This window comes from Novosphingobium sp. G106, assembly GCF_019075875.1.
Classification (GTDB): Bacteria; Pseudomonadota; Alphaproteobacteria; order Sphingomonadales; family Sphingomonadaceae; genus Novosphingobium.
Map to the genome: position 1 here is coordinate 142,215 of NZ_JAHOOZ010000002.1, position 25,058 is coordinate 167,272.

Below are 25,058 nucleotides of genomic sequence, written 5' to 3' on the forward strand. Positions count from 1 at the left end.
TTTCGTTGCAAATGCTATCGGCCGGCGGTTCGCAGCCAGGTATCCGTAATTTACCGAAGGGGTCTGAAGTTGGAATCGCTCAGATCGCGGTGCTGAAGCGCTGGATGGGGTCGGCTCGGTAGGGATCGAACAGGGCAGCGACCGAACGCGCATAAGGACGCGCTTCCTCCCGCAGGACGAGTCCGCTCGACTGGCGTTCGACCAGCCCTTTCTCGATGAATGGGGCCAGGCGCGAAGCCGTCTCCCCCAGCAAGGTTTCGTCGATTTCCGCCCGGCCGTGGCAAAGCAGGTCTTCGATGATCCTGGCGCGGGATTGATCCACCCGGGAGCGATCTATGCCGCGAATACTGGTCAACCGGTCCTGCGACAGCAACATCTGGTATCGGCCCGCGTTCTTCTCGTTCTGGACGATGATTTCGGGAAACGCGCTGATCGCAGAGGCACCGAGACCGACGAGCACCGGGGCCGCGTCGTCCGTGAAACCCTGAAAATTGCGATGGAGGCGGCCGTCCTGCACCGCCTTGGCCAGAGGATCGCCCGGCAGGGCAAAGTGATCGAACCCGACCGGCAGGTAACCGGCAGCGACGAGATGGCTGTATCCTTGCTCTGCCATGCGAAACCGGGTTTGCTGGTCGGGCAGCGCGCTGGCATCGATGCGCCGCTGACGCGCAAGCATGTGCGGGACATGGGCGTAGCCGAAAAGAGCCATGCGATCGGCACCCATGCGCACGGCCTCGCGAAGCGTATCTTCAAGCGCGGCGGCGGTCTGGCCGGGCAGGCCGTACATGAGGTCGAAGTTGAGCGACGTCACGCCCGCCTTGCGCAAGAGGTCGCAGCAGGCCTCGACGAGATGCAGAGGCTGTATTCTGCCGATTGCCGCTTGGATTCCGGCATCCGTCGTCTGGACGCCGAGGCTTGCCTGCGTCACGCCGACGCCGGCGAGCGCGGTGCCCCAGGCCTCATCGAGCGAGCGCGGATCCAGTTCGATCGATATGACCGGGTTAGAGAGCGCGAAGGCATGGGTAAGAGAGAGCATGAGGCGGACGAAGTCCGTGGGTGCAATCGCATTCGGGCTGCCTCCGCCAAAAGCGAGGCGGCGAACCTTGGCGGATGGAGGGAGCAGCGTCCCTACGAGGGCGATCTCGCGGTGCAGCGCATCGAGATAGCTCGCCAGCCGCGCGTGGCGATTGCTGCGGCCGGTGTTGCAACCGCAGTACCAGCAGATTTCCTCGCAGAAAGGAATATGGACGTAGAGCGACACATCGCCGCTCGTCCGGGCGAGCGCCGCCTCGAACTCCCCGGCGCCGACGCTCGGCCCGAACTCTGCCGCCGTCGGGAAGCTGGTGTAGCGCGGGACGGGCGCGGCGAGCAGATCGGGATGATAATGCCACATGCCGCTTTGCTTGGCAGAGGGCCGGGCCTTGTTCATTGCGGCAGGTCAAAAATTGCGGAGTCAGCAGCAGCGATACCGTCTTTTGCGCGAGCCGCCGGTGTGACAGCCCTTGGCGCAGCAGGGCTGCGTCCCTTCGCGTGCGGGCGCGCCAGGAGCGAAGGGTATGATTGCCACACGGTAGCCGCCGGCGCAGGTCGGGGCGGAGACCGCCATCGCGGCCGGAACCGTTGCCGTGAGCGCCGCGGGACCCAGGCTGAGCAGCGCAAAGACGGTGCGCCAGCTCATGGCAGTTCCTCGCCCTCCTCGTCGATCAGGATGCGGCTGGCCGCACCTTCGAGGTCGTCGAACTGGCCTTCCCGAAGCGCCCAGAAGAAGGCGGCGAGGCCGCAGAGCCCGAGGAACAGCGCGATGGGTATCAGAGCGGCAAGGCTGGTCATCGCGCCGCCCTCACCAGGCGAAGCGAATTGGTGATCACGAGAATCGAGCTTGTCGCCATGGCCACGGCCGCGATCAGCGGCGTCACGTAGCCGAAGATCGCCAGCGGCACGGCAAGGACGTTGTAGCCGACGGCGAGCGCGAAGTTCTCCCGTACCACGCGCATGGTCCGGCGCGCGGTCCGCAGCGAACGCGGAAGGGCGCTCAGCGAGTCTCCGAGGAAGACGATATCCGCCGCCTGGCGGCCGGCGTCGCTGGCCGTGCCCGGCGCGATCGAAGCGTCGGCGGCGGCGAGGGCGGGACCATCGTTGAGCCCGTCGCCTACCATCAGCACGCTGTGGCCGCCGTTCTGCAGCCGAACGATCGCCTCGGTCTTGTCCCGGGGACTGGCGCTTGCCTGCCCGGTGAGGCCGATGGCGCGCGCGACCTCGGCGACGGAGCGCGCGTTGTCGCCCGAAAGGATCGAGGACGGAACGCCGAGACGAGCCAATTCGTCGATCGCGGTCCTGCAGTCCGGGCGCAGGAGATCACTGAAGGCGATGAGCCGCACCGGCTCGCCGGCGATGTCGAGGGCGACCGCGATCGTCCCAGCGCTGTCTGGACGCCGCAGCGCCGCGGGCCGACCGTTCCAGACGCCTCGCACACCGTAGCCAGGGGTTTCGGTCACGTCGGTGAGCGGAGCGGGCGAATGACCGGCCAAGGCATCTGCGAGAGCGCGCGACAGCGGATGGCGGCTGTGGGAGGCCAGGGCCAGCGCGATTCCTGCGTCCCTCTGCGAGAGTGCTACGAGCGCGATGGCATCGGGCGCCGGGCGGCCCATGGTCAAGGATCCGGTCTTGTCGATCAGGGCGCGATCGACGCGGGCGAGGCGCTCGAGCGCGCTGCCGTCCTTGACCATCACCCCTTGCCGCATGAGCGCGCCGCAGGCGACCACCTGTGCAACCGGCACCGCGAGCCCGATCGCGCAGGGGCAGGTGATGATAAGGACGGCGATCGCAATCACGGTCGACTGGTAAAGTCCGGCTCCTGCGATCATCCAGCCCGCGAAGCTTGCAAGCGCCAGCGTATGTACGGCGGGAGCGTAGAGCCCCGCGGCACGATCGGCTATGCGTACGTAGGACGAGCGCGACTGCCCGGCCGCCTCCATCAGCCGCGCGATCTCGGCAAGCGAGGTGTCCTCGCCGGTCGCGGAAACCCGCACGTCGATGGGCGCATCGAGGTTGAGTGTACCTGCATGCACCGCTTCGCCCACACTGGCCGGGACGGGCGCGCTTTCGCCGGTCAGGAGCGACTGGTCTAGGCTGGTCCGGCCCGCAACGATTTCTCCGTCGGCGGCCAGTCGCTCTCCTGCGGCAACGCGCATGAGCATGCCAGGCTCGAGGTCGCGGGCCTCGGTCCAGGCGAGCTCTCCCTCCGGCGTCAGGACCAGTGCACCAGGAGCAGCCTGGCGCAGGAGCGCATCCACACCGGCCCTTGCCCGGTCGCGCATCATCGCGTCGAGCGCACGGCCCGCGAGCAGGAACAGAAGGAGCATCAAGGTGCCGTCGAACCACGCGGTGCGGCCGTGAGTCATCGTCTCATAGAGGCTGAGCGCGGTGGCAAGCAGGATGCCGATCGATATCGGCACGTCCATGTTGGTGTGCAGCCGCCTGAGCGCTCTCCAGGCCGAAGCGAAGAAGGGCCGGCCGGCATAGGCGGTCGCCGGGACCCCGATCAGCGCTGAGATCCAGTGGAACAGGTCACGCGTGCCGCCATCGGCGCCCGACCAGATGGAGACCGACATCAGCATCACGTTCATCGATGCGAATCCCGCCACTGCAAGCGGGGCGAGCAGGGGTCTGACGGCCGAAGCCGCGGGACCGGCATCTTCAAGGCGCGGCTGACTGACGAAACCGATAGCCTCGAGCGCTGCGACGAGTTCGGGTGCTGTCAGCGCCGGATGATGCGCGACGCGCACCTGGCGTACGGAAAGGTTGACCCTCGCCTTGGCGACGGCCGGCAATTGCTCGAGGCCCCGCTCGACCTTAGCCATGCAGCTCGCGCAATGCATGCCGGGGACGACGAGGACGGTCTCGGCCAAGGGCTCGTCGACGATGGAGACCGCGGCGTTCACCGCACGTCTCCCTCGCTGCGCCAGGTCGTCGTGCCCTTGGTTGCCGCGCTTCGAACCTCGATGCGCAGGCGCCAGCGGCCAGGCGGGAGCGGCTGCACCGACAGCCAGCGGCCTCCGCCGCCTGGAAGAAAGCGCAGGGCCACGTCGGGAGCGCGCCCGAGAGGGTGGCGCGCTACGGCGAAGACAGCCGCCGGCGCGGCCGCCATGCCCGACAGGGCCAGTTCGACGCGGTCGTCGCTGCGCCGCGAAATAGCGGCTTTCCAGCCCAGGGCACGCTCGGCGCGGGCCTCGTCGAGCCAGCGATTGAAGTGCTGGCTGGCGACATAGGAGTTCTCGACCACGACGCCGCTGAACGTGGAAATGGCCTCTCGCGCCATGAAAACGTTGACGGCGATGACGACGGAGAAGAACGAGACCATGATCATGGCCATGTGCCGGCCGGTGAAAGGGCGGGGCGCTGGATCGTTCATTCGGATTCTCCCGGAGCATCAAAACGGGTCGTGTGCGCGTCGCCTTCCCCTTCCTTATCGAGAGCGCGAAGCATGAAGCTGAAATCCTGAGGCAAGCTGCCGGGAGGCGCGGCAACATAGACGCGCAGGACCGACACCTGGTCCGCCTCGACCTTTTGTCGCAGAACGCGGCTCGCGGCAGACCGCGGCATGTCGTCGCGCCACATCACCGCGCCCGGCAGGCCGGAAAGGCCAATCTCCATGGGGCGGGGGCGGCTTTCCATATTGAGCAGTTTCACGGTGAAGGCGTTGCGCAGCGATCCGTCGCTCAGCACCATGAACGGCGGATTGCGATCTTTCGCGACCGACAGGTCGATGTGCCGCCGCACGCCGAGCGCGAACAGCAAGGCGAGACCGATCGCACACCAAATGCCGAAGTAAACGAGCGTTCGCGGACGCAGGATCGTCTCCAGCACGTTCTGCGGGGCCGCGCCCGCCTTTTCCGCTTCCGCCCCTTCGAGCGTCACGTAGTCGATCAGACGGCGGCTGCGGCCGACCTGGGCCATGACGGCATCGCAGGCATCGATGCAGAGCGCGCAGGTGATGCAGCCGATCTGCGGTCCGTCCCGGATGTCGATACCGGTGGGACAGACGGCAACGCATTGGTTGCAGTCGACGCAGTCGCCCAGCGGGGGCGCCGCGCCGCTTGCCTGCTTGACGCTGCCGCGCGGTTCCCCGCGCCAATCCTTGTAGGTGACGATGAGCGAATTCTCGTCGAGCATCGCCGACTGAATGCGCGGCCAGGGACACATGTAGATGCAGACCTGCTCGCGCAGGAAGCCGCCAAGGACGAAGGTCGTCGCCGTCAGTGCCGCAACCGTTGCATAGGCTACCGGCGCTGCCTCACCCGCCCAGAAGTCGCGCACGAGCGTGGGGGCGTCGGCGAAATAGAGGATCCACGCGCCGCCGGTCCAGAAGCTGATGAAAAGATAGATCGACCATTTGACTGCGCGCTTGCCGATCTTCTGAGCATTCCACGGTCCGCTCTGCAGCCGTATCTGGGCATTGCGATCGCCGTCGACGATGCGGTCGACATGCTGGAACAAATCCGTCCAGACGGTCTGCGGGCAGGAATAGCCGCACCAGGCGCGCCCGACTGCGCTCGTCACCAGAAACAGGCCGATGCCGGCCATGATGAGAAGGCCCGCGACGAAATAGAACTCCTGAGGCCAGATCTCGATGCCGAACATGTAGAAACGCCGGTGCGCCAGATCGACGAGGACCGCCTGGCTGGGCGCATAGGGGCCGCGGTTCCACCGCAGCCAGGGCGTCACGTAGTAGATCGCAAGCGTGACACCCATCCACAGCCACTTGATCCGGCGAAACTTTCCATCGATCGCCTTGGGGAAGACGGACTTTCGCTTCTCGTAGAACGGGGCGACTGGAGGAGCTTCAAGGCCTGGCATCGGCCGGCGCTCCCGAACTTGGCGCTGGCGGCGGGGCCGCGAAGCCCTCGCCGCCGCCCAGCGAGTGGACATAGGCTGCCAGCATTCTGATGGTGACCGCATCGAGGCGGTGCGCCCATGCCGGCATCACGCCGGCGTGGGCGTTCGTAACGCTCGCCGCGATCGCCTCGCGGCTGCCGCCATAGAGCCAGATGGCGTCGGTAAGATTGGGTGCGCCGACCTGCCGGCCACCATGCCCGGCGGGGCCGTGGCAGGCCGCGCAATTATCGGCGAAGATCGCAGCGCCCCGCGTCGATGACGCGCTTGGCCTTTCCTTGCCGGACAGGTTTCGGACGTGGCTCACGACGTCCTCGATCTGGCTGGGGGTCAGCATCGCATCGCGGCCGAACGAGGGCATGAGGCTGCTGCGGGTCTGGTCGTCGCCAGGCTGCCGGATGCCGTGGGTTATCGTTTGTTCGATTTCCTTGAGATTGCCGCCCCAGAGCCAGTCGTCGTCGTTGAGATTGGGATAGAGACCGGGAACGCCCGCGGCGCCAGCACCATGGCACTGCACACAGTTGACGCGAAAGGCGGCGCGCCCGCCCGCAACGGCAGCCTGCATCAATGCGGGCTTGCCCGGCAGCTGGTCGATCGGGGTAGCGGCGATCTGACGGAGCACGCCCTCGCGGCCGGCATTGGCCTGCGCGATCTCGGCGGCGAGCTGGCCCCGGCTCGACCAACCCAGCAGTCCATCGGTGCCTTTGTGAAGCAGCGGGATCGCCGGATAGGCGACCACGTAGCCCGCTGCGAAGAGGATGGTCAGGTAGAAAGTCCAGAGCCACCAGCGCGGCATGGGAGTATCGAGTTCCTCGATGCCGTCCCATTCATGGCCGACGGTCTCGGTGCCCGTGGGTTCGTCGATGCGCTTGGTCATTGATCGTCGCTTTCGAAGATAGTGCGGGCTGCCGCGGCGTTGCGATCGCCGGCGCCCGGGCGGAAAGGCCAGGCGGCAAAGGCCAGGAAGACGGCTGCCATCACGACCAGGCCCCAGCTGTCGGCGAGGTGCCGCAGCGCGTCATAAGTGGAGTGGAGGCTCACCGGCCCTTTTCCTTGGCGAGGTCTTCCTGCGCAGCCGCGGCATCGACATCGACCATGGTTCCCAGCACCTGGAGATAGGCGACGAGGGCATCCATTTCAGTGAGCCGCTTGGGATCTCCGTCGAAGTCCCGCGCCTGCGCCTTGGGATAGCGCTTGATGAGGTCCATATTGTCGGCGTCGGGGTCGGCCTGCGACTTGAGGTCCGCCTCCGCTTTGGCGAGGTCCGCCTTGGTATACGGAACGCCGACGCGGTAGAGCGCGGTCAGCTTTGCCGTCTGGTCGCCGGTATCGAGGTCCCTGTCGGCGAGGAACGCGTAAGGGGGCATGATCGATTCCGGCACGACCGAGCGCGGGTCCTTGAGGTGCTGGACGTGCCACTCGTCCGAATAGCGACCACCGACGCGGGCGAGGTCCGGCCCCGTGCGTTTCGAGCCCCACTGGAAGGGATGGTCGTACATGGACTCGGCGGCGAGGCTGTAGTGGCCATAGCGTTCCACCTCGTCGCGGAAGGGCCGGATCATCTGGCTATGGCAGACATAGCAGCCCTCGCGCACGTAGATGTCGCGGCCCGCCTGTTCGAGCGGGGTATAGGGTCGCATGCCCTTGACCTTCTCGATCGTGTTGTCGATCCAGAACAGCGGCGCGATCTCGACGATGCCTCCGATGGCGACTACGATGAAGGCGAACAGGGCGAGCAGCGTCACGTTGCGCTCGATCTTCTTGTGCCCTTCGAGCACTGGCGATGTCTTGGCGGTCATGGCGTTTGGCCTCATTCGGCTGGAACTGGATCGGCTGCATCGCCGCCCGAAGATGGACCGGCATCCTGCGAGATCGGCACCGCGCGCGCCGCCGTGATCGGACGATCCCTGGCAGGATCGAAACTCGCCTGGTGGAGGGGGGCTTCCTCGCGCTGCTTGCCCAGGATGGTCAGCCAGACATTGGCCGTCATGATCGCGCCGCCGGTGAGATAGAGCAGGCCTCCGAAGGCCCGCAGCACGAACATCGGGTGAAGTGCGGCAACCGTATCGACGAAAGAATTCACGAGGTAGCCGTCGGAACCGTATTCGCGCCACATCAGGCCCTGGGTGATCCCCGCGACCCACATCGAGGCGGCGTAGAAGACGATGCCCACGGTCGCGAGCCAGAAGTGCCAGTTCACCCAGCGAAGGCTATAGAGCCGTTCCCGGTGCCAGAGGCGGGGGACGAGATAGTAGATCGCCGCGAAAGTGATCATGCCGTTCCAGCCGAGCGCGCCGGAGTGGACGTGGCCGATCGTCCAGTCGGTATAGTGCGAGAGGCTGTTGACCGACTTGATCGACATCATCGGCCCCTCGAAGGTGCTCATGCCGTAGAAGGCCAGCGCGATCACCATCATGCGGATGATCGGATCGGTGCGGATCTTATCCCAGGCGCCGTTGAGCGTCATCAGGCCGTTGATCATGCCGCCCCAGCTCGGCATCCACAGCATCACCGAGAAGACCATGCCGAGCGTCTGCGCCCAGTCGGGCAGGGCGGTGTAGTGAAGATGATGGGGTCCCGCCCAGATGTAGAGGAAGATGAGCGCCCAGAAGTGGATGATCGAGAGCCGGTAGGAATAGATCGGCCGTTCTGCCTGCTTGGGCACGAAATAGTACATCATGGCCAGGAAGCCGGCGGTGAGGAAGAAGCCGACAGCATTGTGCCCGTACCACCACTCCACCAGGGCTCCCTGGACCCCGCCCCATAGCGGGTAGCTCTTCGAGCCGAGAAGGCTGACGGGGATGTCGATGTTGTTGACGACGTGGAGCATGGCCACGGTGACGATGAAGGCGAGGTAGAACCAGTTGGCGACGTAGATATGCGGTTCGGACCGCTTGACGATCGTGCCGACGAAGACGGCAAGATAGGCGAGCCAGACCACGGTCAGCCACCAGTCGACGTACCATTCGGGTTCGGCATATTCCTTCGACTGGGTGATGCCGAGCAGATACCCCGTCGCTGCAAGCACGATGAAGAGCTGGTAGCCCCAGAAAACGAAGCGGGCGAGGCGGGGAAAGGCGAGCCTTGCCCGGCAGGTGCGCTGAACCACGTAGAACGAGGTCGCGATGAGCGCATTGCCGCCGAAGGCGAAAATGACCGCCGAGGTATGCAGCGGGCGCAGCCGGCCGAAAGTCGTCCATTCGAGGTTGAGGTTGAGCAGGGGAAACGCGAGCTCGAGCGCGATGTAGAGGCCCGCCAGGAAGCCGGCCATTCCCCAGAAGACCGTGGCGATGACCCCCCAGCGGATAGGATCGTCGTCGTACTTTCCGAGATCGACCGGTGCGTGAATGACGCCGCGCGCCAGCGCTGCGTAGTCGACGCGGCTGATCGAAACCCACAGACCGATGCCGGCGGCAATGGCTATGATGACCATGTGGACCGCAAAGCCGCTGTCCGCCGCGTTGGCCGTGGCCATGATCGCGATGAGCAGCGCCGCCGACCACCAGCCGGCGCGCGTTAGAACCGTTTCCATGGAAGACGCCCCCTCGATGGAGATGAAGATGAAAGGCCCCTTGGCCGCCGTTTGCAGGCTCTTCCTTGAGGGGAATCAAAATCCCGGCGTATCCGTAATTTCCACAAGTCCCTGATCTTGCGCGGGATCAAAGCACCGGCAGGTTCACCGCCGCGAGAATTGCGCCTGACGCCGCAAACATCCTGGTTCGCGAGGGGCGAACGCTGCGGCGCCGGATGAAGGATCATGCGCAGTTTTATTGTATTGAGTGCAGTCGTCGCCGCTGCCGCAGCGACCCCGGCTTTTGCCGAAGGCGCCGAGGGCCATTGGCAGGTCAAGGTGCTCGGCAGCGGCGTGTTGCCCCGACAGCAAGATCGCCGAGCTGAAGAAGAACGCCGTGGGCCTCCCCGCGGCCAGCCAGACCAAGGCTGACGACAACGTCGTACCGACGCTCGCGATCGAATATTTCGCGGCGCCGAATCTGTCGGTCGAGACGATCTGCTGCTTCACCCAGCATCATGTCGACGGCGCGGGGGCCATCGCCGGCACGAGGATCGTCGATCACGTGCTGATCCTGCCAGCGACGCTCACTTTCAAGTATCATCTCGCCGCCGGGCCGGTCCGGCCCTATGTCGGCCTAGGTCCCAGCATGTTCATGTTCTTCGGCGAGAAGCCCGGCGCGACCGCGCGCACGCTCGGCGTGACCCGGGTCCGGATGAGCAACGATCTTGGCGTCGCCCTGCAAGCCGGCGTTGACGTACCGATCAACCGCTCGGGGATGGGCGTCAGCCTCGAAGCCAAGAAATATTTCATGGACACGACCGCGCACTTCTTCACGGTCAGCGGGACCGAGGCTCTGACCACGAAGCATTCGCTCGACCCCTGGGTCGTCAGTGGCGGGGTCTATTTTCGGTTCTGACTTCTCGGCCGCGATCCGGGAATGACCTGACTAAGGGACATTCCGGATCGCGGCGCAGGCCCCTTCCTCTCATCTGAGCGCAAAGCACGGATTTGAAGGGGACGGACCGATGAACTCTATTCGTATCGCATTTTACGTCGTGGCGGCCGAGTTGGCCGCTCTGGCCATTGTTGTCCCGGGCGCAGCCTTGGCAGCGCAACCGGCGGAAGAGCCGGCGATCGTCGTCGAAGCGCCGCGGACGCTGCCATCCCCTCTCCCCGCGTCGCCCGGCGAAAAGAGCCCGTTCACGGGTGCACAGATTGTCACGACTGTCGTGCGGATTTCGGTCCTCTACGGCGACCTCGACCTGAAGCAGCCCGAAAGCGCGGCCAGGTTGATGACCCGAATACAGCGCGTCGCGCACGACGCCTGCGTCACGCTCGACCGGCTCTATCCACTCAGCCCCGATCCCGATTGCGTGTCTCGCGCCGCCGCCAAGGCCACCCCGGCAGCGAAGGCCTTGCTGGCGGCAGAAGAGGAAAAGTAACGCTGCCCCGGACAGAGTTCGAGGCGGCGCTTTGCTCCAGAAATGTGCGAGGCGTCAGGCCGGTTCGGCCTCCCTTGCCCGCTTCTCGGCATGGGCTTTGAACATCTCCATGATATCGCCCGAGGTCACGGGGCGTGTCTCGGTGGTGGGGGTCGAACCGCCAGAGCTCTTCGGGGCGATGTCGACGTTCTTGGCCAGCGCACGCGCGTGGCAGGCCCGGACGGTCATGTCGTCGCGTTTGTTGTACGTGAACAGCGCGTCGTGACGCAGCCATTTGATGGCGTTTAGGTGCGTGACCTTGTCGATCTGTTCGTTGGTGAGATTCTTGACCTGCACCCACAGAAGCTCGGCGGCATCGGGCCAGAGCGCGTCGGAATGGGGATAGTCGACTTCGTAGGTGACATTGTCCTCGCCCACCTCGGACAAGTTCTTGAGGCCATAGGGATCCCACAGGAAGCAGTGCGCGAAGTGCCGTTTCATCAGTTCGCTGGGCTTGACGTTCTGGAAACGCGATCGCGTCCAGGCCTTGTGGCGCCAGTTCGAGAAGTCGGCGCGTTCCATCAGATAGGGCACCCAGCCGATCGATCCTTCGGAGACGATGATCCGCATGTCGGGGTACTGGTGCAGTTCCTCGAGCTGGAGCCAGTCGGCTACGCCCTGGGCGACGGACATCGGCATCGTGCTAATCCAGGCCTCGATCGGCGATTCCATCGAGGCGTGCGGGGCGGGATTGCCGCTTCCGATGTGAAGCGCGATCGTCATGTCGTTGTCCATCAAGGCCTTGAACACCGGGTTCCAGTAGTCGTTGTGGATCGACGGCAAGCCCTGGACGGTGGGGTTCTCGTTCATCGAGACGACGCGAAATCCCTTTTTCGCGCAGCGATGGATTTCGGCGACGGTCGCCGCCGCGTCCCAGGTCGGGAGGATGGCGAGCGGGATGAAGCGTCCAGGATAGGCCATGCACCATTCGTCGTAGTGCCAGTCGTTGTAGGCCTGCATGTGCCGCAGCGCGAGCGCCTTGTCGGCCGCCTTGTGGAAGGTCTGGCCGTCGAAGCCGATCGAGTTGCCGAAGCACATCGAGGCGGCGATGCCGTTCACGTCCATGTCGTCGATGCGCTTGTGGACGTCCCAGCAGCCGTCGCGGAGCTGGTCGAGCGAGGTCGGCTCCATACCGTATTCCTCGAATGGCCGGCCGACGACGGCGTTGAGGCCGACCGAGGGGCGAATATAGCCCTGGTATTGCCAGAAGTTCTTGCCCTGGGCGTCGGTCTTGAGCTTGGGGGCCGAAGCCAGTAGGTCGCCCGAAAGCTGGTTGTCGAACAACGTCGGCGGTTCGCAGATGTGGTCGTCGGTGCTGATCACCACCATATCGTTCATTTGCATAGCGGGTTCTCCGTCAGGCCATGCGCCTGTTACGAGAACGCTCGGCCGAGGCGGCCGATGTTGCATTGATCTCGGTCAAACATCGGCCGCGCTTGCAATGCCGGGACCGAGCGGACGGGAAACACTTGCCGCGTTCGACCCGCTGCGACGGACAGATGCATAAGGCCAAAAAATGAGCGGCCGATTGCTGGAACCGGCCGCTCGAGGCGGGAGAACAAGTGCAAACGGGTCGAGGTTCGGAAATCTGCACTTGGTAAGTGGGTTGTGAGCCAGGCATTACCGAGCGACATTGACGCTGATCAAACATCGACGATTTTGTTTAGTCGGGCCGTGAACGCCGTTTTTTGATCCCGATCAAAGCCAACATGACCGGGCGTGCTAGACCTCAAATCAACAGACCTGTTGATTAAGGGAACACGCGAGATGATCTGCAAACCGTCCGACTGTCCTCCCGCCAGCGAAATCGACATTCCCGCGATGCGCGCCAAATACCGGCGCGAGCGCGACCGGCGCCTGAAGCGCGACCATAACGACCAGTATGTCGCTGCAAGCGGCAAGTGGGGCGAAATCTACGAAGTCGATCCCTACACCCCGGTCGCGCCGCGCGATCCCATCACGGGTGAAACCGACGTCGTCATCCTGGGCGCCGGCTATTGCGGCATGATGGTCGCGGCGCAGCTCAAGAAGGCCGGGATCACCAAGTTCCACAATATCGACCACGGCGGCAATTTCGGCGGCACCTGGTACTGGAACCGCTATCCGGGGATACAGTGCGACAACGACAGCCTCGTCTACATGCCGCTGCTGGAAGAGACGGGCTACATGCCTTCGAAGAAGTTCGCCGACGGCTACGAGATCCACGACCATTGCCAGATCATCGCCGACACCTTCGGCTTGCGTGAAAACGCGCTGTTCCACACGCTGATCAAGACGCTGAAATGGGACGCTGCCATCAACCGCTGGCACGTCGGCACGAACCGGGGCGACGATATTAAAGCGCGCTTCGTCGTGTTGGCTATGGGGCCTTTGAACAAGCCGAAGCTGCCCGGCATCCCCGGCCTCGATCAATTCAAAGGGAAGGTGTTCCACACGGCCCGCTGGGACTATGATTATACCGGCGGCGCCTGGCGCGAGCCCATTCTCGACAAGCTCGGCGACAAGAAAGTGGCGATCATCGGCACGGGCGCCACGGCGATCCAGGTCGTCCCCTATCTCGCAAAGTACGCCGGCCAGACCTATGTCATCCAGCGCACCCCCTCGACGATCGATGCACGCGACAACCGGGCGATCGATCGCGAATGGTTCGCCGGCCTGAAGCCGGGCTGGCAGCAGGAGCGCATCAGGAATTTCCACCACGCGGCGATGGAGCGGCTGTCCCCGGGCGAGCCCGACATGGTGCAGGACATCTGGACCGAGATCAGCCGCAACTGCGCGGCGCAGCTCGAAGCCGAGGGCTGGCCCGATGTCGCGCCCGAGGAATATGCCGCGCGCCGCGAGATCATGGACTACCGGCTTATGGAGCGGCTGCGCCGCCGCTGCGACGTGGTCGAGGATCCGGTGACGGCCGAAGCGCTCAAACCCTATTACCGCTACCTCTGCAAGCGGCCGGCCTCGAATGACAATTACTATCCCGCGTTCAACCAACCGAACGTGACGCTGATCGACGTGGCCGAGACGAGGGGGCTCGAGCGTCTGACCGAGAAGGGCTTCGTACACAACGGCGACGAATACGAGATCGACTGCCTGATCATGGCCTCGGGCTACGAGGTGACCAACGACCTCGACCGGCGCTGGGGCATCGACACGATCGAAGGCCGCGATGGCCTATCGATCTACGACTATTGGCGCGAGGGCTATCGGACTTTCCAGGGCATGATGGCGCACGGCTTTCCCAACATGTTCTTCACCGGCTTCACCCAGGCCGGAACCAATGCGTCCAATTCCAAGACCTTCATCGATCAGGGTTTTCATATTGGCTACGTCGCAAGCGAGGCGCTGAGGCGCGGGGCGGAGACGGTGGAGCCCACGCAGGAAGCGCAGGACGCCTATATCCGGCACCTGCGCTCGGTCGCGGTCGACAACTCCGTGTTCCAGACCGAGTGCACGCCTTCCTATTTCAACAATGAAGGCGACCAGCAGAAGAAGCGCTCCATCTTCGGCGAGCCCTGGGGCGAGGGCTACTATGCGTTCGAGGACATGCTGCAGCGCTGGCGCGATGCCGGAACGCTGGACGGCCTCGCGCTGACCCGCGAAGCCGTCGCGGTCTGAGGGAAGCGGCCATGAACAAGCCCGAGAAGATCGTCTCCGAGGACCTGTCGGAAGCGCTGACCTACCCCTCCGAGGCATTCATCAGCCGTGACTATGCCGAGGCGGAGCCCCAACGGCTGTGGTCGAAGGTCTGGCAGCAGGCCGGGCGCGTAGAAGAGCTGAAGGTCGTCGGTGATTACATCACCTACAACATCTGCCACGACTCGATCCTGATCGTGCGCGACACTCCCGAAACGCTCAAGGCGTTCCACAACGTCTGCCCGCATCGCGGCCGGCGGCTCGTGGGCAACAACACCGGCGGCGGTCCCAAGACGATCGCGCAGGACACGGGCACGCACAGCGCGCGCGGCAACCGGCTGAAATTCGGCTGCAACTACCATGCCTGGACTTTCGATCTCGACGGCGAGGCAACCTACATTCCCGACCGCGTGGACTGGAACGGCGCGCTCGACAGCGTCCGCACCAGCCTGGCGCCAGTACAGGTCGACTGCTGGGGCGGCTGGATCTGGATCAACATGGACCTCGGCGCCGGGCCGCTGCGCGAATGGCTCGAGCCCGTGGCCTCGCTGATCGATCCCTTCGAATTCGAGAATATGCGCTACCGCTTCCGCTACTGGGGCATTTTCGACTGCAATTGGAAGGTCGCGCTCGAGGCCTTCCTCGAACCCTATCACGTCCAGGGCACGCACCCGCAACTGATCAAGTACGGGGACTTTTATTCGTTCAGCAAGGCCTTCGGCCTGCACGGCCAGACGGGCTTCGATTCGAAGACGCACAGGGATAGCGGCACCGCGGTCGAGACCTCGGTCCACCGCGCGGCTGGCGATGGCGATCCGCGCACGACGATCGCGCAGATGCAGGCCGAGTACTGGGAAACGATTGGCGCCAGCACCAGCGAGACGCTGGTGCGCACCGCCCAGCGCCTGCCGGTGGAACTGCCCGAAGGAACGCCGGCGGCCGAGGTCCACAGGCGCTGGATGGAAATGGCCGTGGCCGAGGACGCCGCGCGCGGTGTAAAATGGCCCGACCTGACAGACGCGCAGGTCGCCGCCGCGGGCCTCGCGCTTTCGATCTTCCCCAACGTCAATTTCATTCCGGGCCCGACTTTTGCTCTGGCCTACCGGGTGCGGCCCTTCGGCACCGACCCCGACAAGTGCATTTTCGAGGCGGTCGCGCTCGACCGGTTTGCCGAAGGCGAGGAGCCCGAAACCGAATGGATCTACGTCGAGCAGGACCTCGACAAATGGCCTTACGTCATCTCGCAGGACATCTCGAACATGGTCGAGGTCCACCGCGGCTACAAGTCGCGCGGCTTCCGCGGCAACCTTCCGAACCCGTGGCAGGAGCGCAAGGTGACCAACCTTCATCGGGGCCTTGCGAAATACATGGGCACCGGCTCGCCGCGCCCACTCGACTGATTGTCCAACCCCGCCGGTAATTGCGTCAGATCAAAGCGGCGCGCGTCGGGCGGGTCCACATTCGCACCCAATCACAGGAGAGCGCCAGATGGCCACGACCACGCTTACCCGGCTTCGCGCCGAAGAGATCAAACCGAAGATCGGCAGCCGCATCCTCAATACCAAGGAGGAGCTGCTGAGCGGCGCCTTGACGGGCGAGATCAATGAACTGCTCGAACAGCGCGGCGTCCTGGTCTTCAAGCAGCTCCATTTCACCGACGATGAACAGGTCGCTTTCACCAACGCCTTGGGCGGGAATGCCACCGAGATCGGTTTTCGCGGGCAGGCGGTCTTCCCCATCTCGCTCGATCGCAGCGTCAACCAGGAGGTCGTCGAATACCTCAAGGGCTCCCTGTTCTGGCATATCGACGGGACGATGAACGACGTGCCGGTGCGCGGCTCGATCCTGACCAGCAAGGTGCTTCCGAGCTGGGGCGGGAATACCGAATTCGCCAACTGCTATGCCGCCTACGACGATCTCCCCGAAGAGACCAAGGCGCGGATCGACGGCCTTCGCGTCGTTCACACGATGTGGGCCTCGCAGCTCTATCACACGCCCGAGCCGACGCTGGCCCAGCTCTCGAACTGGCAGAGCCGCGGGCAGGGCAAGCGCGAACTGCCGCTGGTGTGGAAGCACAAGTCGGGCCGCAAGTCGCTGGTCCTGGGCAACACCGCGCAATATGTCGTCGGGCTCGAGCCCGAGGAAAGCGCGCGCATCCTGCATGGCCTGCGCGAGATCGCGACGTCGGAGCCCTACCACTATGCGCACAAGTGGCAGGTCGGCGATTCCGTGATGTGGGACAACACCGGCACGCTGCACCGCGCGATGCCCTACGATCCCGATTGCGGCCGGCTGCTGCACCGCACGATCCTCCAGGGCGAAGAGGCTTTCGCCTGACCTTCCAACGTCAAACCAAGAGGTGCCTCGATGGCCGAAATGGATCTCACCGACCTGCGCCCGGGCAACGCGCTCAGGATCGAGAACCCCGCGCTGATCCCCGCCGCACGCTACTATGACGAAGAATTCTACCGTCTCGAATGCGAGCGGCTATGGCCGAAGGCCTGGCAGATGGCTTGCCGGCTGGAACAGATCCCCAATGTCGGCGATTGGATCGAGTATTCGAACGTCGGCAAGTCGGTGATCGTCGTGCGCACTAAGGACGGGGTGAAGGCGCACCAGAACCATTGCCGGCACCGCGGCGTGCCGATTGCCGGCGGGGAGGGCAACGCCGAGGGCGCCAGCGCGCATGGCAACTGTGCCAAGAGCGGGTTCATCTGTCCGTTTCATGGCTGGCGCTGGAACATGGAAGGCGAATGCACCTTCGTCTACGGCCGTCATTTATTCGACGAGGAACTGCTCCAGAAGGACGAACTCGCGCTGCGCCCGGTTCGCGTCGAGACCTGGGGCGGCTGCGCCTTCATCAACCATGATGCCGAGGCGCCCTCGCTGCGCGAGAGCCTCGGGCCCGTGCTAGATCGGCTCGAGGCTCACGGCATGAGCAAGCTTCGCTCCGAATGGTGGTTCGCAACCGTCCTGCCGGCCAACTGGAAAGTCGCGATGGAAGCCTTCATGGAAGGCTATCATGTGATGAAGACCCATCCGCAGCTTCAGCACGCGCAGCCCAGCCTCTACAACGCACGCTACGGTAACGAAACCGGGGGGCTTGGGTCCTTGCTCAACCCCAACCTCACGGTTCGGCAGAATGTCTGCGAAGCGCTCGATTCGATGGAATTGCTCAGCGAAGGCATGGCCGGGCTCGTCCACGGCAAGGAGGTCGAAATCGCCCGAAGCCTCGCGGAAGCAGAACTTCCCAAAGATCCGCAAACGGGGATGATGGCGTGGTACGGTCTCGTCTGCCAGGCCATCACCGAGAAACTGCGCGAGCGCGGCGAAGACGTGCCCGACCTTGTGCAGGTCATGCAGGAACACCCGGTCGAGGCGGTCGAATTCCTGTTCCCGCACTATTTCCTGCTGACCTACTTCACCTCTATGTCGAGCTACCGCGTCCGGCCCTTGGGACCCGAGACCTGCCTTTTCGAGATATGGTCGCTGACCCATTATCCCGAGGGCGAAGAGCCAGAGCCGCTGCGCGAGCCGACGATGTTGCCGTTCGACAGCCGCGATTTCCCGATGATCCCGCGGCAGGACTATTCGAACATCCCGATCCAGCAGAAAGGCCTGCATTCGGAGGGGCTCGATGTCCTGCGCCTGTCGCGGGAACGCGAAGGCCTGATCAGCAACTACCAGCGACTCATCGACGCCTACATCGCGGGTGAGCCGGGAGCCAGGCTCGCCGCGGCGAACCGAATGCTCGGTGGCAATTTCGATGGTCCGATCCTCGACCTGGGACTCGAGTGCGGATCGTCGTGACAGCGGGTCTCGCCGACATTCTCATCTCGCAAGGCGACCCCATCGACCTGTTTGGAACGTGGCTCGAGGAAGCGCGCGCCAGCGAGCCTAGCGACAGCAATGCCATGGCTCTGGCAACGGCCGCGCTCGACGGGACGCCGTCCGTCCGCACCGTTCTGCTCAAGGGGCACGGCCCTAACGGTTTCGTCTTCTACACGAACAGCGCGAGCCGGAAGGGCCGGGAACTAGAGGACAACGCCAAGGCGGCCTTGCTTTTCCATTGGAAGTCGCTGCGGCGGCAAGTCCGGATCGAAGGCATCGTGGTGGGCGTCGACAAAGAAACGGCGGACACGTACTTCGTCAGCCGACCGATAGACTCGCAGCTTGGCGCGCTGGCATCCGACCAATCGAGCCCCCTCGAATCGAGGGCCGTGCTCCTGGAGCGCTTCGAGGATGAGCGCCGCCGCCACGCGCATCAGGCAGTCCGGCGGCCCGCCTACTGGTCGGGCTATCGCATCGTGCCTTTCGCCATGGAGTTCTGGCTCGACAGGCCGCACCGGCTGCACGAACGGCGCCGCTTTTCCCGCAGCGCCGGCTTTTGGACGAGCACGCTATTGTTCCCCTGAGGTGGACGGCCTCTGCGTCTTCACCGGTCTCGGCCGCCCGGCAGCTAGGCTGCCTCTACACCCGCCATTCCGAGCGCCATGGACGACAGCGCCTCAGCGAGTTTGTCTGCCAGGCCTTTGTCCGGAACACGTTCCGTCACCGCTCGCGTCATCGCCTCGGCCCATTGCCGCGCGGCGGCTTCGCTCATCGCGACGCCGCGATGGGCGGACATCATGCAGACGCCGGGGCGTTCGTCGAACCAGTCGCGCGGGCCGCCGAGCCAGGCCGAGAGGAAGTCAGTGAGCGACGCGCGCATGGGTGCAAGGTCCGGTGCGTGAAGCGCTCGCAGTTCGGCATAGGCAGGATCGGCAGCCATCAGGTCGTAGAAGCGGTCGACGAAATCTCGAACCACGCTGCGGCCGCCGACGAGGTCGTAGGCAGTGCGGGGCTGGGCGGTCGCTTGAGTGCTCGTTTGCATGTCGTCGGGCCTTTGGGTTTGAGAAACGTGCCTGGCAATCAGCGCGCGGCCGAGGCGATCGCGGCTTCCATGGTAGGCCGGGCGTTCGCGACCGCGCTTGATAGACAATCGGGATCGGGGTCGAGCGGCAGGAGCCGGTCGAGCTGACGGCAGGCAGCCAGCGCGACGCGTTCGATCGGGTACTGAGGCGCATCGCATGGTCCGGGCGGGACAAGTCGAGATCGCCGTAGAGAGCGCCGATCCTAACCGTCGTGGTTATGAACTGCGCACTCGTATGCTCGCTTCTCTCGGCCGCCTCGGCAGGCGGCACCGAGCGGGGCGCTTCGACGACGATCTCCTTGTCGCTGTCGGAAGGTGCCGGCTGCGCCTGTGCGCCGAACGACAGCAGCGCGGCCGGTGCGGCGAGGAGCAGCGCGGCAGCTCCGAGGTGCGCACGGGCCGCAATCACGAGGCCTGTCTCGGCGAGGAATTCCGCGCGGTCTTGCGCTTGAAGCCTTGTCCGTAGTCGAGCGTGCCAAACATCCAGTCGTAAAGCAGCGAGATCGTCGCGTAGTTGCCGCCCGTGAAGCGGGCATGGTGATTGTGGTGCATTTTCGACATGGTCGCGAGGTAGCGGAAGGGGAAGCGGTCCGCCGTCCACAGGTCGTGATTGTGCAGGTTGATCTGCGAGAAGGCGATCCAGGTGATCACGATCGTGACGACGTGGAAATTGCCCATGATCCGCGAGAGCACGAAGATGCTCGCGACGTAGAGGCCGAGGCCAAGCGCGACCTCGAGCGGATGGATATAGCTCGAATCCCCCCCGGCAGGGATTGTGCTGCCGGTGGTGTACCGCGTGAACCCACATGAGCGGGCCGCCGAGGAAACCGCCGTCATGAAACAGGAAGCGGTGCACGAGGTAGTAGAAGAAGTCGTAGAACATCAGGATGACGACCACATCCGTCACCACCTTCCACCACGGCTGCGGCGCCGCGGTCAGGCAGAAGGGCAGGATCAGGCCGAAGATCGCGAGCCAATAGAATAGGCCCCAACGGCGATTGCGCTTCTGGTTCGCGGCATAGGTCGGTCGTCCCATCTTGGCGGCAAATGTCGCCTGGTTGAGCGCGTAGGCTTCGCGCAAGGTGGGAGAGAGCAAGACGATCTGCTTGCCGATGAGGCTCGCAACCAGGATCCCGGCTGCGGCGATCAGCGACAAATCCCAGCGATAGCCTGCCAGCAGGGTGGTAGCGCTCGTTCCATTCATCGTCCTGTGGATCCTCTGAGTTGTCTCGGAGCCGGCGGGGCGCATCGGCCTGCCGGCGTTCGGATCGAACTTATGCCGCCTGGGCACTGCAAACATTGACGGAGCGCAAAGTCTCGGCGCCCCTACTAGGCGCGAGACGGGGCGAGGCGGGGCGCGAGCAACGGTTCGCGGACGCACAGGATCGGCTCCGCGAAGTCGAGGGGGCTTGCCACCGGCTTCCCGGTCTTCGGCGTCCGGCACTCTGGGGCCGGCGATCGGTTGATGCCTGGATCGGCGCGTCGCGGGAGCGGGCTTAATGGAGCGATCCGGCGACCCGCCTGCCATGTCCGAGTAGGTCAACTCTGGCGCGGACCTGTCGCCAGGGTTTCCAGGCCGCCTACGATTTCAATTCAACAGTTGAAGGATCTTGTTGCGAAGTGCTTCGTCCACATCAGCCTCCTGGTCCCAAAGCGGCGCTATCCGCGCACTTGATGGCAAGCACAGGACCGGGGCTCCATGCTTTAGGTAATTGTCCGATGCCGAATGGCTTACCGGCCGTTCGAGCAGTCGGTCCGCTAGCTGTTTTCGCTCTGCAGCCGCACCCACTCGAGCACTTCCTGCTTGTTCCAGCGCCGGTTCGAAGCGCTGGCGGGCCACGGGAAGAGATTGAGACGAATGAGAAGTGATAGGCGGTGGCGGCAGAGCCCGGTCAGCGCAGACACGGCCGGCAGCGTGATCAGTTCGTCCGGGAAGAGGTCCATATCTAACCCTTTACTTCAGGCGCCGCGCCGAGGAACAGGTCTAATGGGGCATCGAAAGGGGAGGGACCCTGCCGTCGGCCAAGTCGATAGCCGAGGGCAATCCAATGACCGCTCCTTGACCTAGATCAATGCAATCTCATTGCGGGGCTGCATATTCCAGTCGCCGAAAGGAGAACGACGATGTCACGCGGCGTGGGGCCGGTCCTCGAGGCGCGCGACGTCCTGACGGTCCTGCGAAACGAGGCCGATGCACCCGAAGACCTGCGCGACCGAGCGACTGCTCGGAGGCGGCCTGTCGGCGCTGACCGCGACCGATGCCGTGCCCGGACCCTTTGGACTGATCCATAACGATCGCCTCCTCGCGGCGACACTGGACGTATCCGGGCTTCTGGCGGCTTGAAGCGGCGCTTCAGCGCCCGTTCGGCGAACACCTGGCCGGCGGAAAGGATGTCCGAGTTCCGGTGGGGCCTGAGGCCGTTCAATCGCCGCGAGGGAGTGCGCGTGCCGTCACCTTTTCCGGACTTTAGGAATCGATGGCTCCGTTTGAATGCTTGCCGGCATGGCTGGGACGGCGCGAGGAGTGCGTGCGCTTTTTGACGGCCTTGCGCATCAGCACCAGACCGGGAAGCAGGGGAAGCCAAAGTGTCAGCAGCCGCAAGAGGAGAGTGGCCGTGACGGCGGCCTCGAATGGCACGCCCAGAAGCCGCAGAGTTGCCGTTGCCGTGGTCTCGAAACTGCCGAGCCCAAGCGGAATCGGGCCCAGGGTGACCATCATCGAGGCCATGATGAGCGCGATGAAGGCGGTCGCGAAGGACGCGTCCTGACCCAGGCCGTGAAGGCATGCGAAGAAGGTCCCGGCATCCGCGAGGAAGATGAGGGCGTTCCAGCCGGTGACGCGTGCGATCAGGACCCGGTCGCGCAGCAGCCGGGAGGGCGCCTCTCCGACGGCCTCGAGCAGCGACCGCATGAAGCCGATACGCTCGAGACGGCGGGGAAGCGGTCGGCTGCCGCGATGACGCAGCCAGAGCGCCAGTCCCGGGATGCCGAGCGCAATCACGAGGAATATCGTCACGAGGCCCGCCATCAGAGGCGTCGCCTGGTCGTGAAGCCACAGCAGGACGAGCATCGCGACCGCGAAAAGCCCATAAGCTGCGTAGAAGCCGACCATGGAGAGCAGCAGCGCCGCGACCGAAGTGCTCGATGACACGCCGATCCGGCGTAGTTGATCTACGAGCAGGACGTTTCCGCCGATGCCCGCCGTGGGAAGCACCTGGTCGGCGAAGAGCTTCGTCACCGCGATCCGCATGAGCGGACCAAGCCCGCGAGGCGTGCCCGCGCGCTCGAGAACTGCCCGCCAGCCGTTGGCGACACAGAGGTAGGTGGATAGTTGGAAGCCGAGCGCCAGCGCGAGCCAACCAGGTCGGGTGTGGCGTGCAAGAGCGGCGAATCGCTGGATCTCGCCCCAATGCGCGACGGCGCCGAAGAGCGCGGCGAGCAACAGGAGTCCGAAGAACCAGGCGCGCCATCCCGTGAGCGCGGCTTCCTGCGGTCTGCTTTTTCGTGCCATGCCAAATGCACTCTCGCGAAGCATCGTCGTGTAGCAGACTAACGGCGCGCAGCCGCCGATTGGCTACGTATCTTACCGAATTCGGTTTGATCGCTCCCTTTGCTCTTCTCGCTGAAGACTCTGTTCGAGGAGCAATGATGATGAGACCGGAAATCATCGGCATCGATACGATCGCGCCGCCGTCCCGGGATCTTGGCGAAAGAGGCTTCCTGCGCGGCGTCTTCCTCGAGATGGCGCTGTGCGTTGCAATCTCGATGATTTTCGCAATCGTCACGCAGCGCAGCTTGACCCTTCAGAGCGCTTTGCTGGCCGGTGGCACTCTCACCTGGCTCGGCCGGCTGGTCGTGCTCGTACCGCTCGCCCTCCTTTTCCTTGGAATATCGGACCGCGGCGTCGAAGCCGCCCTTAATGCCGCAGCTCTCGGTTTCGTCGGAATGGCGTTCCTCGGCGCTTGGTATTTGTCATTCGCTCGGTAAAGCCGGCATGGCTTGCCCGTCCCGATAAGGTTCTGGTCATGACGGCGCTGACGGCACTGGCCGTTGCTTCTTCCTTGCCATTTTCTCCCGGAGGCTGGGCTCCTGGCCTTCATCGCGGTTCTGGTCGGGACCTATCTGGCCGCCGCCGATGGCCTCAAAAGGTTTGCAACGCGAACCGGGCGGATCAATCACAATAGGATCAGCCGGTCGGCCCGCGGTGTTCGCTAGCTCAGACCGCGCCGCTCAGCAGGAACCCCAGGAAGACGAGTGATGCCGCGATCATTACAAGCGTAGCAGCCCACCCAAACGCCGCCTGGCGCCGCGAAATGACAAGTCGGCCCATGGCCCGTGGATTGCGCACGATGAGCATCATGACGACCATGAGCGGGCCTGCGAGAACGCCATTCACGATAGCCGCCCAGTAAAGCGCCCGCGCGGGATCGATGCCAAGGGCGGTGAGTGAGGCACCCGCGAGGGTCGTCGCGGCTATGGTACCGTAGAACAGCCGGGCGGAAAAGGGTTTCGCATCGAGGCTGCCTGCAACCCCCGCCATCTCGGTGACGGCATAGGCGGCAGACCCTGCAAGCACGGGCACTGCCAGGAGTCCGGTGCCGATGATACCCAGCGCAAACATGGCAAAGGCGAAATGGCCGGCGATTGGACGCAAGGCTTCCGCCGCCTGCGAAGACGTTTGAATCTTATGGACGCCATTGACATTGAGAGTTGCGGCCGTGGCAAAAATGATCGCGAGCGAGATGATGTTGCTGAAGGCCATGCCGGTCAGCGTATCGAGGCGGATGCGTCTCAGTTCCGGGCCTGCGCTGCGAGGCGTCAAACACAACGGCTTGGCATGATGTCGACGCTCTTCCTCAACTTCTTGTCCGGCCTGCCAGAAAAAGAGGTAGGGGCTGATTGTGGTCCCCAGAACGGCAACTAGGGCGGTCGCATAGGCTATGTTGAACTGCAGCTCCGGCACGACCAGCGACCGCAAAGCATGAGCCCAGGGCACTCCTGCCACCGCGACGACTGCGACATAGGTGAAGAGCGAAAGTGTCGTCCACTTCAATGCGGCGGCGTAGCGGGGGTAGCTCAGGACCACCTCGAGCACGATACAGAGAATCCCGAACAACAAGGTAAAGAGCGGGCCGTCGCCCCCGACCAGTAATGCAAGAGCCGCGCCCATGGCGCTGAGATCGGCACCGAGGTTGATCACATTGGCGATCAGTAGGAGGACGACGACGCTCCAGAGAACCGGCCGAGGATAGTGGCGCCGCAAGTTTCGGGAGATGCCCGCACCCGTGACCCGCCCGATCTCGGCAGCGATCAGCTGGATCGCCACCATGAGCGGAAAGCTGAGGACGATGGTCCAGGACAGCCCATATCCGAATTCCGCGCCAACCTGGCTGTAGGTGCCGATGCCGCTGGGATCGTCGTCGGCAGCGCCGGTCACGAGACCTGGGCCCAGAGCGCGCAGAAATCCCCGCATGCTCTTTGTCCCGCTTGGTGCGGGTGTGTCGGGCTCGGGGAACGGGGGCGTGGAAGCTTGCGACATGGACCGCTTTGTTTCAATCGAGGCCCGACTATTCGCGAGCTTTGCGGTTATGTCGCCTAGATCCTCGATATCGAGCGAGAAAGACCGCGC

The 25,058-nt window shown here is 64.3% G+C and carries 26 protein-coding genes; 10 read left to right on the top strand and 16 right to left on the bottom strand.

Going from position 1 to position 25,058, the window contains the following annotated elements; genetic code table 11:
* Nucleotides 1-79: 79 nt before the first annotated feature.
* From hemN to ccoN, 10 genes are read right to left on the bottom strand one after another with little or no spacing between them, the layout of a single operon-like run.
* Complete coding sequence (hemN, locus tag KRR38_RS30820) at nt 80-1,393, bottom strand: oxygen-independent coproporphyrinogen III oxidase (RefSeq protein WP_217407653.1); 1,314 nt, start codon at nt 1,391-1,393, stop codon at nt 80-82.
* Nucleotides 1,394-1,453: 60 nt separating this feature from the next.
* On the bottom strand, nt 1,454-1,678 hold the full coding sequence (locus KRR38_RS30825) for a hypothetical protein (RefSeq protein WP_217407654.1): 225 nt from the start codon (nt 1,676-1,678) through the stop codon (nt 1,454-1,456).
* Nucleotides 1,675-1,830, bottom strand: a complete 156-nt coding sequence (gene ccoS, locus KRR38_RS30830; RefSeq protein WP_217407655.1) for a cbb3-type cytochrome oxidase assembly protein CcoS — start codon at nt 1,828-1,830, stop codon at nt 1,675-1,677. Before ccoS ends, KRR38_RS30825 begins: the two co-directional genes overlap by 4 nt.
* Nucleotides 1,827-3,878: a heavy metal translocating P-type ATPase gene (locus tag KRR38_RS30835; RefSeq protein ID WP_217407840.1), complete on the bottom strand. Its 2,052-nt coding sequence runs from the start codon at nt 3,876-3,878 to the stop codon at nt 1,827-1,829. The genes ccoS and KRR38_RS30835 overlap by 4 nt, the downstream gene beginning before the upstream one ends.
* 59 nt (nt 3,879-3,937) lie before the next feature.
* Nucleotides 3,938-4,411 carry a FixH family protein gene (locus KRR38_RS30840; RefSeq protein ID WP_217407656.1) on the bottom strand — a complete coding sequence of 158 codons (474 nt, stop codon included), beginning with the start codon at nt 4,409-4,411 and terminating at the stop codon, nt 3,938-3,940.
* Nucleotides 4,408-5,856, bottom strand: coding sequence for a cytochrome c oxidase accessory protein CcoG (ccoG, locus tag KRR38_RS30845; RefSeq protein WP_217407657.1), 1,449 nt, complete (start codon nt 5,854-5,856; stop codon nt 4,408-4,410). Before ccoG ends, KRR38_RS30840 begins: the two co-directional genes overlap by 4 nt.
* Entirely contained in the window at nt 5,843-6,769 is a 927-nt protein-coding gene (gene ccoP, locus KRR38_RS30850) for a cytochrome-c oxidase, cbb3-type subunit III (RefSeq protein WP_217407658.1), read from the bottom strand. The genes ccoG and ccoP overlap by 14 nt, the downstream gene beginning before the upstream one ends.
* Nucleotides 6,766-6,933 (bottom strand): cbb3-type cytochrome c oxidase subunit 3, encoded by a 168-nt coding sequence (locus tag KRR38_RS30855; RefSeq protein WP_217407659.1) that lies wholly within the window; start codon nt 6,931-6,933, stop codon nt 6,766-6,768. Before KRR38_RS30855 ends, ccoP begins: the two co-directional genes overlap by 4 nt.
* Nucleotides 6,930-7,691: a cytochrome-c oxidase, cbb3-type subunit II gene (gene ccoO, locus KRR38_RS30860; RefSeq protein WP_217407660.1), complete on the bottom strand. Its 762-nt coding sequence runs from the start codon at nt 7,689-7,691 to the stop codon at nt 6,930-6,932. The genes KRR38_RS30855 and ccoO overlap by 4 nt, the downstream gene beginning before the upstream one ends.
* Nucleotides 7,692-7,702: 11 nt before the next feature.
* The gene (gene ccoN, locus KRR38_RS30865) at nt 7,703-9,424 is read right to left on the bottom strand and encodes a cytochrome-c oxidase, cbb3-type subunit I (protein ID WP_217407661.1); all 1,722 of its coding nucleotides are present in this window, start codon (nt 9,422-9,424) and stop codon (nt 7,703-7,705) included.
* A gap of 376 nt (nt 9,425-9,800) precedes the next feature.
* Here ccoN and KRR38_RS30870 point away from each other — a divergent pair, with 376 nt between their 5' ends.
* Both KRR38_RS30870 and KRR38_RS30875 read left to right on the top strand, forming a co-directional pair.
* Nucleotides 9,801-10,322, top strand: a complete 522-nt coding sequence (locus KRR38_RS30870) for an OmpW family outer membrane protein (protein WP_309141217.1) — start codon at nt 9,801-9,803, stop codon at nt 10,320-10,322.
* 109 nt (nt 10,323-10,431) lie between these two features.
* The gene (locus KRR38_RS30875; protein ID WP_217407662.1) at nt 10,432-10,848 is read left to right on the top strand and encodes a UrcA family protein; all 417 of its coding nucleotides are present in this window, start codon (nt 10,432-10,434) and stop codon (nt 10,846-10,848) included.
* Nucleotides 10,849-10,902: 54 nt separating this feature from the next.
* On the opposite strand, the gene KRR38_RS30880 is transcribed toward KRR38_RS30875, so the two are convergent.
* Nucleotides 10,903-12,225: an amidohydrolase family protein gene (locus KRR38_RS30880; RefSeq protein WP_254515786.1), complete on the bottom strand. Its 1,323-nt coding sequence runs from the start codon at nt 12,223-12,225 to the stop codon at nt 10,903-10,905.
* Nucleotides 12,226-12,654: 429 nt separating this feature from the next.
* On the opposite strand from KRR38_RS30880, the gene KRR38_RS30885 reads away from it, so the two are divergent.
* From KRR38_RS30885 to pdxH, 5 genes are all read left to right on the top strand, one after another.
* A complete protein-coding gene (locus tag KRR38_RS30885) occupies nt 12,655-14,499 on the top strand; it encodes an NAD(P)/FAD-dependent oxidoreductase (protein WP_217407664.1) in 1,845 nt (614 codons plus the stop codon).
* Between the two features lie 11 nt (nt 14,500-14,510).
* A complete protein-coding gene (locus tag KRR38_RS30890; protein ID WP_217407665.1) occupies nt 14,511-15,917 on the top strand; it encodes an SRPBCC family protein in 1,407 nt (468 codons plus the stop codon).
* A gap of 88 nt (nt 15,918-16,005) precedes the next feature.
* Nucleotides 16,006-16,854: a TauD/TfdA family dioxygenase gene (locus KRR38_RS30895; RefSeq protein ID WP_217407666.1), complete on the top strand. Its 849-nt coding sequence runs from the start codon at nt 16,006-16,008 to the stop codon at nt 16,852-16,854.
* Between the two features lie 30 nt (nt 16,855-16,884).
* Nucleotides 16,885-18,327 (top strand): aromatic ring-hydroxylating dioxygenase subunit alpha, encoded by a 1,443-nt coding sequence (locus KRR38_RS30900; protein WP_254515787.1) that lies wholly within the window; start codon nt 16,885-16,887, stop codon nt 18,325-18,327.
* Complete coding sequence (gene pdxH, locus KRR38_RS30905) at nt 18,324-18,932, top strand: pyridoxamine 5'-phosphate oxidase (RefSeq protein ID WP_217407667.1); 609 nt, start codon at nt 18,324-18,326, stop codon at nt 18,930-18,932. The genes KRR38_RS30900 and pdxH overlap by 4 nt, the downstream gene beginning before the upstream one ends.
* Before the next feature lie 44 nt (nt 18,933-18,976).
* On the opposite strand, the gene KRR38_RS30910 is transcribed toward pdxH, so the two are convergent.
* Both KRR38_RS30910 and KRR38_RS36670 read right to left on the bottom strand, forming a co-directional pair.
* Complete coding sequence (locus KRR38_RS30910; protein WP_217407668.1) at nt 18,977-19,390, bottom strand: group II truncated hemoglobin; 414 nt, start codon at nt 19,388-19,390, stop codon at nt 18,977-18,979.
* A gap of 444 nt (nt 19,391-19,834) precedes the next feature.
* Complete coding sequence (locus KRR38_RS36670; RefSeq protein WP_254515788.1) at nt 19,835-20,266, bottom strand: sterol desaturase family protein; 432 nt, start codon at nt 20,264-20,266, stop codon at nt 19,835-19,837.
* On the opposite strand from KRR38_RS36670, the gene KRR38_RS36675 reads away from it, so the two are divergent.
* Entirely contained in the window at nt 20,265-20,414 is a 150-nt protein-coding gene (locus KRR38_RS36675) for a hypothetical protein (RefSeq protein WP_254515789.1), read from the top strand. The two genes, KRR38_RS36670 and KRR38_RS36675, sit on opposite strands and share 2 nt — an antisense overlap.
* Nucleotides 20,415-21,187: 773 nt before the next feature.
* On the opposite strand, the gene KRR38_RS30920 is transcribed toward KRR38_RS36675, so the two are convergent.
* Nucleotides 21,188-21,373 carry an AlpA family transcriptional regulator gene (locus KRR38_RS30920; protein WP_217407669.1) on the bottom strand — a complete coding sequence of 62 codons (186 nt, stop codon included), beginning with the start codon at nt 21,371-21,373 and terminating at the stop codon, nt 21,188-21,190.
* Between the two features lie 247 nt (nt 21,374-21,620).
* Here KRR38_RS30920 and KRR38_RS30925 point away from each other — a divergent pair, with 247 nt between their 5' ends.
* On the top strand, nt 21,621-21,773 hold the full coding sequence (locus tag KRR38_RS30925) for a hypothetical protein (protein WP_217407670.1): 153 nt from the start codon (nt 21,621-21,623) through the stop codon (nt 21,771-21,773).
* Between the two features lie 123 nt (nt 21,774-21,896).
* Here the strand turns inward: KRR38_RS30925 and KRR38_RS30930 are convergent, their stop codons facing one another.
* Nucleotides 21,897-22,940 (bottom strand): lysylphosphatidylglycerol synthase transmembrane domain-containing protein, encoded by a 1,044-nt coding sequence (locus KRR38_RS30930; protein ID WP_256449644.1) that lies wholly within the window; start codon nt 22,938-22,940, stop codon nt 21,897-21,899.
* 59 nt (nt 22,941-22,999) lie between these two features.
* Here KRR38_RS30930 and KRR38_RS30935 point away from each other — a divergent pair, with 59 nt between their 5' ends.
* The gene (locus KRR38_RS30935) at nt 23,000-23,416 is read left to right on the top strand and encodes a hypothetical protein (RefSeq protein WP_217407672.1); all 417 of its coding nucleotides are present in this window, start codon (nt 23,000-23,002) and stop codon (nt 23,414-23,416) included.
* A 229-nt stretch (nt 23,417-23,645) separates the two neighbouring features.
* Here the strand turns inward: KRR38_RS30935 and KRR38_RS30940 are convergent, their stop codons facing one another.
* Nucleotides 23,646-24,902, bottom strand: a complete 1,257-nt coding sequence (locus tag KRR38_RS30940) for an NRAMP family divalent metal transporter (RefSeq protein WP_254515790.1) — start codon at nt 24,900-24,902, stop codon at nt 23,646-23,648.
* Nucleotides 24,903-25,058: the final 156 nt, after the last annotated feature.